At 63.3% G+C, this 10,437-nt stretch carries 7 protein-coding genes; 5 read left to right on the top strand and 2 right to left on the bottom strand.

Annotation, left to right across the window (positions count from 1 at the left end):
• Nucleotides 1–5: 5 nt before the first annotated feature.
• Nucleotides 6–1,028, top strand: coding sequence for an aldo/keto reductase (locus tag ACOYW5_RS21005; RefSeq protein ID WP_423066822.1), 1,023 nt, complete (start codon nt 6–8; stop codon nt 1,026–1,028).
• Between the two features lie 132 nt (nt 1,029–1,160).
• Here the strand turns inward: ACOYW5_RS21005 and ACOYW5_RS21000 are convergent, their stop codons facing one another.
• Both ACOYW5_RS21000 and ACOYW5_RS20995 read right to left on the bottom strand, forming a co-directional pair.
• Nucleotides 1,161–2,372, bottom strand: coding sequence for a lytic murein transglycosylase (locus ACOYW5_RS21000; RefSeq protein WP_423066821.1), 1,212 nt, complete (start codon nt 2,370–2,372; stop codon nt 1,161–1,163).
• Between the two features lie 168 nt (nt 2,373–2,540).
• Nucleotides 2,541–3,569: a LacI family DNA-binding transcriptional regulator gene (locus tag ACOYW5_RS20995; RefSeq protein WP_423066820.1), complete on the bottom strand. Its 1,029-nt coding sequence runs from the start codon at nt 3,567–3,569 to the stop codon at nt 2,541–2,543.
• Between the two features lie 161 nt (nt 3,570–3,730).
• On the opposite strand from ACOYW5_RS20995, the gene ACOYW5_RS20990 reads away from it, so the two are divergent.
• The 4 genes from ACOYW5_RS20990 to ACOYW5_RS20975 all read left to right on the top strand — a co-directional run bounded on the left by ACOYW5_RS20990 (nt 3,731) and on the right by ACOYW5_RS20975 (nt 10,031).
• Complete coding sequence (locus ACOYW5_RS20990; protein ID WP_423066819.1) at nt 3,731–6,469, top strand: glycoside hydrolase family 2 protein; 2,739 nt, start codon at nt 3,731–3,733, stop codon at nt 6,467–6,469.
• Nucleotides 6,470–6,924: 455 nt separating this feature from the next.
• Nucleotides 6,925–8,202, top strand: coding sequence for an extracellular solute-binding protein (locus tag ACOYW5_RS20985; protein WP_423069524.1), 1,278 nt, complete (start codon nt 6,925–6,927; stop codon nt 8,200–8,202).
• Between the two features lie 72 nt (nt 8,203–8,274).
• On the top strand, nt 8,275–9,156 hold the full coding sequence (locus tag ACOYW5_RS20980) for a carbohydrate ABC transporter permease (RefSeq protein WP_423066818.1): 882 nt from the start codon (nt 8,275–8,277) through the stop codon (nt 9,154–9,156).
• A 35-nt stretch (nt 9,157–9,191) separates the two neighbouring features.
• The gene (locus tag ACOYW5_RS20975) at nt 9,192–10,031 is read left to right on the top strand and encodes a carbohydrate ABC transporter permease (RefSeq protein WP_423069523.1); all 840 of its coding nucleotides are present in this window, start codon (nt 9,192–9,194) and stop codon (nt 10,029–10,031) included.
• Nucleotides 10,032–10,437: the final 406 nt, after the last annotated feature.

The following is a 10,437-nucleotide window of genomic DNA, read 5'->3' as shown; positions in this document are numbered from 1 at the left end:
AGATCATGACCAAGCTCAGCGACCGCAAACAAGCCGGCTCCACCACTCTCCGCCTGCCCCCCATGGGCTTCGGCGCCGCTCATCTCGGCGGCCTCTACCACCGCGTCTCCGGCGAGGTGGCCCATGCCACCATGAAGGCCGCATGGGATGGCGGCATCCGCCACTTCGATACCGCCCCCTATTACGGCCGCGGCCTGAGCGAACACCGAGTCGGCGATTTCCTGATCGACTGCCCCCGCGACGAGTTCGTCCTCACCACCAAGGTCGGTCGCTACTTCAAGCGCCCCGCCGATCCCAGAACCTTCGACCGCACACCCTGGGGCGGCGGCCTCAACATGGAGATCGTCTGGGATTATTCCTATGACGGCGTGATGCGCTCCTACGAGCAGAGCCTGCTGCGACTGGGGCTCGACAGCGTCGATGCGCTGCTGATCCATGATCCCGAGGCTTCGCTCCACACCGAGGATCATCCGGCCCGCATGAAGGAAATGTCCGAAAGCGGCATCAAGGCGCTCGAGGAGCTCAAGCGCTCAGGCCAGATCAAGGCCATCGGCATGGGCCTCAACGCCGCCGACTCTCTCGACACCATCGCCCCGCTGGTGCCGCTCGATTTCTGCATCGTCGCCATGCCCTACACCCTGCTCGACCAGTCGGCGCTGAAGACCGGCCTCAAGCGCTGCATCGACGAGAACATCTCGGTGATCATCGGCGCGCCCTACGCTTCGGGCATTCTCGCCACCGGCCCCGGCCCCAATGCCCGCTATCGCTACGGCATCGCCGAACCCGACATCCAGGAAAAGACCCGCCGCATTCAGGCAGTTGCCGCCACCCACGGCGTGTCGCTGCAAGCCGCCGCCCTCCAGTTCCCACTCGCCCATCCGGCCGTAGTCTCGGTCATCCCCGGCGGCGCGCGCCCCGAGGAGGTGACGGCGAACATCGGCTATCTCGAAGAAGCCATCCCGGCCGGGTTCTGGAGCGATCTGCGCAGCGAAGGCCTCATCGACCCCGAAGCGCCGACGCCGGCCTGATCCTCCCCTGCGCAGCGGGGGAGGGGGACCAGCGAAGCTGGTGGAGGGGGCGGCCACAAGCACAGAACCCTCCCGTCTGCCCAGCACCGGGTCATCCCAGCGAAAGCTGGGGATCTCTGTTTGCGATGTCGCCTAGCTCAACTGCCGCAGCAGGTTACCCGACACGTGCCCATCCGCTAGTAAGCCCGACCGTGCCTGCCAGTCGATCACCGCAGCGCGCGTCTTCGGCCCGATCACGCCATCCGGCGTGCCGACATCGTAGCCCTTGCGCAGCAGCAGCGCCTGCACCTGCTCACGGTCCGATTTGGTGAGCGCCGTATCCTGCGGCCACGGCGAGACGAATCCCTTGGCGCCGATGATGCGGTCGGCTAGGTGCCCTACCGCGAGGGCATAGCTGTCCGAATTGTTGTAGCGCTTGATCACGCCGAAGTTCGGCAGCACCGCGAATACCGGACCGTTGCCGCCCATCGGCATGTAGAGCTTTGCGGTATCGCTGGCCCGCGGGAACGCCTTGCCACTCGCACGGATCACGCCCACGCCGCTCCAGTCGCCGAGCGTTGCGTTGATGCCGCTCCAGACATTCTGGTAGTTAAAGTCCTGCGGCAGCCGAACCTCGTAACCCCATGTTTCGCCTGCCCGCCAGCCGAACCCCTTGAGGTAGTTGCCGATCGAGGCCAGTGCGTCGGGCACCGAGCCCCAGATGTCCTTGTGCCCATCGCCCTTGAAGTCCACGGCGTAGCGCATGAAACTCGACGGCATGAACTGCGGGTGGCCCATGGCGCCGGCCCACGAGCCGACCATGTTCTTGAACCGCACATGCCCGCCCTCGAGAATTTCAAGCGCAGTGATGAGTTCGCTGCCGAAATACTCGGCCCGGTAGCCGCCATAGGTGAGCGACGCCAGCGCGTGGATGGTGTTGTTGCCACCCATGTAGCCGCCGAAATTGGTTTCGACGCCCCAGATCGCCAGCATGATCTCCGGCTGCACGCCGTAGCGTTCGCTGACGGCGGCCAGCGTTTGCTTCCACTCTCCGCGCATGTCCTTGCCCGTGGCCATGCGCGCCTCGGTGACACGCTTGGCTACGTAGTCGGCAGCCGTGCTGACGAACTCGGGCTGCTTCTTGCTGAGCTCCAGCACTTCGCTCGAGGGCTTGAACCCATCCATCGCGATATCGAACACGCGCTTCGAGACCCCCCGCGCCTTGGCGCGCTTCCACACGCCGGCGACGAAGCTGTCCACACTGGCATAGGCGGGGCTGATGATTGCCGAAGCGGCGAGCGCGGAAGCGCCCAGCAACACCGAACGGCGGGAAACGGGAGGCAGCGGCTTGTTTACGCGGTACATGAAAGCCTCGACTCAAACGCTTGATCCGAAACGCACGCAGGACCTTCCGCGGGTGACGCGAGACTACCGTGCGGATGCCTCCATTCTCCGGATCGAAATTAAGATCGCGTAAAGCCTAACTTCCCGATCGCGTGATTGGGTCTTTTTGATCCTCCCCGCAGGACAAGCCTACTCGTCGGCAGCCCGTACCGGCACCGGGCCGACCGAGCCCCGCTCGATCAGCGGGCACTCGATCTTGATCCGCCGCGGCGAGGCCGCCGGCAACTGCTCGTCGAGCAGTGCGCCCACCGCCCAGCGGGCCATTTCCTCATGCGGCAGCAGAACCGTCGTCAGCGGCGGCTCGAGATAGACGCTGGTATCCTCGTCATCGAAGCCGACAATCGACATGTCGTCCGGCACCCGCAGCCCGCGGTTGCGCAGCGCATCGTAGGCGCCGACCGCCATCCGGTCATTGAACGCAAAGATCGCCGTCGGCGGGTTCGGCTGGTCGAGCAACTGCTGCGTCAGCTCGCGACCGCCATGAATGGTCCAGCCGCCGCGCATGATGAGGCTCTCGTCCACCGGCACATCCCACGATGCCAATGCCTGCCGATACCCCTTCTCGCGATCCTGCGCCGCCTCGATCCAGTTCTCACCGGCGAGATGCGCAATGCGCCGATGCCCGGCCTTGAGCAGGGCTTCGGTCGCTGCATAAGCACCGGTGACGTCCCCCGGCAGCACCGCCGGATAGGCCCGCTTCTCGTCGTAACAGTTGACCATCACAGTCGGCACATCGCGCAACCGCTCGGGCGGTTCGGCCGGCCGGGTGATGAGGCTGGTGTAGAGCACGCCGATGATCTGGTGCTGCAGCAGCATGTCGAGCGCCAGCGCCTCGAGCTTGGGATCGCCGCGGGTGGAGAACGTTGCCACCACCACATCCTGCAGCGCCGCCTCCTCGCGCGCGCCCTCGATGAAGGGCGTCGCGAACGGCGTGGTGGTCACCTCGTCGATCAAGAGCCCGATCACCCGGATCTTATTCTCAGGCACATGATGCTGCGGCCCCTTGCGATAGCCCAGCGCCTCGGCGGCCTCGAGCACGCGCAGGCGCGTCGCCTCGGCCACGCGGGCATTGGCGACGCGATTGAGGACGAGCGACACCGTGGCCTGCGAGACCCCTGCCCGCTCCCCGATATCGATCATGGTTGGGCGCTTCGCCACCCGTTCCTCCAAAGCCTTCAAACATCAGCATTATCAGCGCCCTGCCCCTGTGTGCAACTCCGGTGCTAAACTCATTAGCAACGGAGACGCTTGCGTTCCAAGGCCAAAGCCGCTAGCCATAGCAAAATTGCTAATAAATATTAGCGTGATGGGAGGACTGCATGATCGGCGAGACTACGGCCACCAGGGCCAGCGCGAACGCACGCGGGGAAATCTCGCTGGACGGAGCCTGGCGCTTCAAGCTGGACGGGCACGGCGATTGGCGCACCGCCACCGTTCCGGGCCCCTGGCAAGCCGAGTTCGCCGACCTCCGCCACTCGACCGGCAAGGCCATCTATGCTCGCCAGGTGTCGCTCCCGGCGGAATGGAAGGGCCGCGAGATCGCGCTGCGTTTCGGCGCCGTGAATTACTTCGCCGAAGTCCGCCTCAACGGCCGTGTGCTCGGTACCCATGAGGGCGGCTACCTACCCTTCGAGTTCGTCGTTCCCGCCGATAGCCCGGCCGAGAGCGTCCTCGAAGTCCATGTCACGCTGCCGAGTGGCGACGCCACCGAATACCCCGATTTCCCGTTTGGCGAGATACCGCACGGGAAGCAGAGCTGGTACGGCCCGCTCGGCGGCATCTGGCAATCGGTCAAGCTGATCGCCCGTGACAGGCGCCATGTCGCCCATGTCGCGATCGACGCCAATATCGGCGGCGAAGTCAGCTTCGCCTTCCAGCTTTCGTCAGCCGCAGCCGGCGACACCATCCGCGCCACCGTCGACGGCGTCACCGCCGAGACCACCGGCACCGGCCTGAGGCTCAAGCTGAACGCGCCCAAGCTTTGGTCGCCCGAGCACCCCAACCTCTACTCGGCCAAGGTCGAACTGATCGCCGGCGGCGAGGTCGTGGACACCACCAGCCACACCTTCGGCTTCCGCGAAATCGAGACTCACGACGGCAAGTTCTACCTCAACGGCGAGCCGCTCTACCTGCGCGGCGCTCTCGACCAGGACTACTACCCCGAGGGCATCTGCACCCCGCCGTCGGTCGAGTTCCTCGAGGATCAGGCCCGTAAGGCCAAGCATCTCGGCCTCAATCTGCTCCGCTGCCACATCAAGGTGGCCGACCCGCGCTACTACGAAGTCGCCGACCGCCTCGGCCTCTTGGTCTGGACCGAAATCCCCAACGTCCAGTACTTCACCGCCGCCGCCGCCCAGCGTATGCGCGACACGATGGAGGGCATCCTCGCCCGTGACGGCAACCACCCCTCGATCGTCACGTGGACCATCATCAACGAGGACTGGGGCACACGTCTCGTCGAGAACGCCGACCACCGCCAGTGGCTCAAGGACACCTATGACTGGCTGAAAGCCAAGGACCCGCGCCGCCTCGTCGTCGACAACTCGGCCTGTATCCCGAACTTCCACGTCAAGACGGACATCGACGACTACCACTACTACCGCTCGGTGCCGGAGCGCCGCACCGAGTGGGAAAAGCTGACCGAGGAGTTCGCCGCCCGCCCCGATTGGAGCTGGTCGCACCACGGTGATGGCGAAAAGCGCGGCGATGAGCCGCTGGTCGTCTCCGAGTTCGGCGTCTGGGGCCTGCCCCATCCCGATCAGGTCAAGAACGCCGCCGGCGAGGAGCCCTGGTGGGCTGAGACCGGCAGCAACTGGGGCGATGGCGCCGCCTATCCGCACGGCATACAGAACCGTTTCCAGACCTACCACCTCGACAAGGTGTTCGGCACGTTTGATGCCTTCATCGACCAGGTGCAGTGGTACCAGTTCGCCAATCTCAAGTACGAGATCGAGTCGATGCGTGCCCAGGCGCCGATTCAGGGCTACGTCATCACCGAGATGACCGACGTCCACTGGGAGGCCAACGGCCTGCTCGACATCAACCGCAACCCGCGCGCCTTCCACGACCGCTTCGCCGAGATCAACAACGACCTCGTCATCGTGCCTCAGATCGATCGTCATGCGATCTGGTCGGGCGACAGTGTCGCGCTGAAGCTTAAGGTCGCAACCGGCGGCAAGTCGGTCCCGGCTGGCACGACGCTAAGCTGGTCAGTCGAAGGCCAGTCGGGCCAGCTGGACGTTCCCGCGACGACTGCCCTGTCGGTCGCCGATCTCGGCACCACCAGCATCACGCTCGATGGCGCCACCCGCGTCACTTCGATCGCATTGAAGCTCGAGGCCGGCGGCAAGCTGCTGTCGAAAAACCAGATCGAGGTCTCGGTCTATTCGAAACGCAGTGCCGGTCCGGCGAGAATTGCCACCTCCGATGCGGGCCTCGCTGCCTACGCCAGGGGCCTTGGCTACACCGTCACCGACGCCGCCTCCGCCGACGTCAATCTCGTCCACGCCCTGAGCGAGGCCGACATCGAGGCTATGCGCAAGGGTGCCCGCTACCTCGTCCTGGCCGATGGCTCGGTCGAGACGCACCGGAACCTCCGCATCGAGCCGCCACGTGCCGAACCGCCGACCATGCCACAGAGCAAGGAACGCGCCCGCCACCTCGGCTCCGAGACGCAACTGCCCAACATCAACCTGGTCCTCCGTGACGGCACGCTGTGGCGGGGCGACTGGATCGCCAACTTCTCCTGGATCAAGCGCGGCGGCGCCTTTGCCGGCATTCCCGGCGGCCCGCTTCTCGACATCTCCTTCGATCGCGTCGTGCCGCACCACGTGCTGACCGGCTTCCGCTCGTGGGAGTTCGATGGCCTCGTCGATGCCGGCGTGGTCATCGGCTGGATCAACAAGCCGGCCGCGACCATCGTCCGCCGCACCATCGGCAAGGGCGGTCTCGTCGCCACGACATTCCGCTTGCTCGGCGATGCGGCTGGCGAGGACCCGGTAGCGGCAACGCTGTTCGACGGACTGTTGAAAAGTACGACTAAACTGGAGACCGAATGAGCAGGAACTGAATCAGCTTTTCGGGTTGGAAAGCCGTCACATCACGTCACAGCAGATGATGTCACGCGCTAACCGCATGAAAACAAAGCTGAATTTTCTGCTTCCATTTGATACAGGATTGACAATATTGTCAGCCGCAATAGCATTGCCGTTAGCCGGCTTGCCCGAGGAGGCGCAAGGTCGCCGGCATAGAGGAGGAAACCGCCTAGCTGATCAGCAGCAGTGTAGTCGCGCGCCGGTCTTTCGGCTTCGGAACGTCCCCCTGTGCCTAGATATGCATCAGAATTGGGGATATCGCTGCTCATTTATATCGTAATTACTGATCTATATCAGAAATAGGTCAGACACTGTGTCCTGTCGGCTCTGTCACTGCTCAATGCGGGGCGACCGGATGCAAGGGGAAAGCCCCTACCGGCCTTGCCGCATCGAGCGAACCTTTAAGGGAGGACAACGTGATCAAATCGTTTCTGAAACTGGCGTTGCTGTCGAGCACGCTCCTGACCCTTGGCGGCGGAGTTTCCGTGGCCAAGGAGTCCGTCGTATGGTGGGACTTCCTCGGTGGCGGCGACGGCGTCCGTATGAAGAAGCTCATCGAGGACTTCAATAAAGAGCATGCTGACACCATCGAAATCCAGGCGACGACGCTGGATTGGGGCGTGCCGTTCTACACCAAGGTACAGACTTCGGCGGCCGTGGGTGAAGGTCCTGACGTGATGACCTATCACGCCTCGCGCATTCCCCTTGCCGTGAGCCAGGGTTCACTGAGCCCACTGACCGCCGAGGACTGGGCGGCCATGGGCATGTCGGCCGACACCTTCGCGGCTGCCACCTGGGATGCGGTCAATGTCGATGGCCAGCAATATGCCGTGCCCTTCGACACTCATCCGATCGTGCTCTACTACAACAAGGACAAGCTCGACGCGGCCGGCCTGATCGGCGCCGATGGCCTGCCCACCGGTCTCGACGGCATCGATAACTTCAAGGCGGCGCTGCAGAAGATCAAGGACGGCGGGACCACGTGGGGCCTCTCGACGACCACCGCTGACGGTACCTTCGCCTTCCGCACCATCTATTCCTATCTCTGCCAGCAGGATGGCACGATCGGGACTGATGGCGCCTGGCTGGAAGGGGACAACCTCGACAAGCTCAAGAACAGCGTGCAGGTCATCGCCGACTGGGTGAAGGACGGCTACGTCCCCGAATATACCGACTATCCGTCCAACGTCGCGCTCTTCACCTCGGGTGAAAGCGCCATGATGATCAACGGCGTGTGGGAAGTTCCCACGATGGTCGACCTCCAGGCGCAGGGCAAGCTCTTCAACTGGGGCGCTATCGAACTGCCGGTGATGTTTGACCACGCCTGCACCTACGCGGACTCCCATGCCTTCGCCATCCCGAACAATGTCGGCAAGACCGTCACCCCGGAAAAGCATGCCGCCGTGCTGGAAGTGATCAAGTGGATGTCCGAGCACTCGCTGTTCTGGGCCACCGCCGGCCATATCCCGGCCAACAAGTCGGTCACCGAGACTGAAGAGTACAAGGCCATGCAGCCCCAGGCGACCTACGCCAAGGTCACGGCCAACCAGGTGTTCGACCCCAAGTCGCCCAATGCCGGCGTCGCTTCGCCGCTGTTTGACGTGGCGGGCAACGCGTTCACCGCCGCCCTCAACAATGAGGTCGACGCTCAGACCGCCGTCGAAGAAATGAAGGCCGGCCTCGACGCACTGCAGTAACCCAAGGGTGTTCACGACTGGCCGGCGATCATCGCCGGCCAGTTCCCGTTTCGCGCACCTCAGGACTAGACCATGCTTAGAAATCGCCGGAACGAGTACCTTGTCGCCGCTGTCCTGGTGGCTCCGTTCGTTCTGATCTTCGGGTGGATGTTCATCTACCCGACCCTGCAGATGGTGCAGATCAGCTTCACCAAGTCGCCCCTGATCGGCGCGGGCGAATGGATCGGTCTCGAAAACTACCAACGCATGTTCGGTGATCGCGTCTTCTGGACCGCGGTCTGGAACACATCCTACTTCGTACTTCTCACCGTGATCCCGGGCACCGCCGTGGCGCTCGCCATCGCCCTCATGGTCAGCCGGCTCAACGGCTGGTTGCAGAGCATCATCCTTGCCGCGTTCTTCCTGCCGTTCATCCTGCCGGTCACGGTCGTCTATCTGATCTGGGACTGGATGCTGAACCTGCAGTTTGGCATCGCGCAGTACATAATCGAGCCGATCGTCGGCAAGCGCGTCAACGTCTGGCGCACCATTCCCTGGTTCCTGCCCACTGCGGCGGTCCTCACCATCTGGTGGACGAACGGCTTCTCCATCCTGCTGTTCCTGGCCGGCCTGCGGAACATTCCGCGTGAACTCTACGAAGCAGCAGCGCTCGATGGCGCTACCCGCTGGCAGGTGTTCCGCTCGATCACCTGGCCCCTCATCTGGCCGGTCACGGTGCTCTGCCTGACCATCCAGCTGATCCTGCAGCTCAAGATCTTCGACCAGGTCTACCTGTTCGCTCAGGGCGGCCGCACCCAGGCGACCATGGTGCTCGTGCAATATATCTACGAACAGGCCTTCCAGAAGAACTCGAGCGGCTACGCCGCGACCATCGCGGTGGCGCTCTTCGTCATCGTCGTGACCTTCTCGGTCCTGCAGTTCCAACTGCTTCGCATGCGGGGAGCCGACAAATGACCACCATCGCACCAGCGGCCACCGCGACCGTTTCCATGCCGGCTAAGCGCCGCTTCCTCGACGTGGGCGGCTGGCTACTGACCATCCTCACCCTGGTCTGCGCCGCCATCTGGTTTTTCCCGCTCTACTGGGCGGTAGTTACCAGCCTCAAGACCGACGACGAGACGGTGCGGCAGGGGATCAACCTGCTGCCCGAAAGCCTGAACTTCAACGGTTACGCCTTCGTCATCCAGAACTCGGACCTGCCATACTGGTACGTCAACTCGATTATCACCTCGGTGTCGGTAACGGTGCTCGCGGTGTTCATGGCGGCTTGTACAGGCTACGCCATTTCGCAGCTGAACTTCCCCGGCCGCAAGGCGCTCTGGTACCTGATCCTCGCCAGCTTCATGGTGCCCATATCGGCACTGATCGTGAACCACTTCATCGTCATTGCCGGCGTAAAGCTGCTCAACACCCATGCGGGTATCGTGCTGCCCATGCTGATCACTCCGGTGACGGTCATCGTCTACAAGCAGTTCTTCGACTCCGTCCCGCGCGAGTATCGCGAGGCGGCGGTGATAGATGGCAGCAATGAGTTCCAGTTGCTCTTCCGCATCTTCCTGCCAATGAACTGGGGCATCACCACCGCCCTCGCCATCATCACCTTCATCGGCGCCTGGAACTCGTTCCTGTGGCCGTTCCTTGCCGCTCAGGACGAGAAGATGATGACGGTCACCGTCGGCATCACTGCGGTGCAGGACACATTCGGCGTCGCCTACGGCCGCGTCCTCGCCGGCGCGGTGCTGGCCGGCCTGCCGGTGGCGCTCGCCTACCTCATCTTCCAGAAGCGCGTGACGCAGGCCATCACCCTGTCGGCCGGCATCAAGGGCTGACGACTACCATCCTCCCGACTGCAGGGCGCCGGTACCTCCGGCGCCCTCTTTTTTGTTCGACTGATCGGATCGACGGACGCCATTCCCAACGGTGCAGGACAGATTGCGCGCGATGTGCGGTAAACGACTGCATGGCATTCACGGCTTCGCGCCGTTTCGCACATTATTTTTCGAATCTAGTACACTCTGTCGCACGCCCCTGAAAAACCTCATAGTTTTCAAAGCGCTTTGGCGCGAGGTGCGTGCGTCAAGCCGGACTGCGGCATTCGATCTACCATTCCAGCTGTTGACTCCCCGGAATCCCACGTTTAACGCTTGAGATTATTGGGAGAAATCGCCGGGGCCCTGGAGGGGGTAAACGGCACGGGTGGGGGAGACACCAAGCCAAATGCCGCAGGGCACGAAC

This window comes from Devosia sp. CN2-171 (assembly GCF_049354815.1).
Classification (GTDB): domain Bacteria; phylum Pseudomonadota; class Alphaproteobacteria; order Rhizobiales; family Devosiaceae; genus Devosia_A.
The sequence above is the reverse complement of the archived record's forward strand: the minus strand, read 5'-3'. Positions and strand labels throughout refer to the sequence as shown.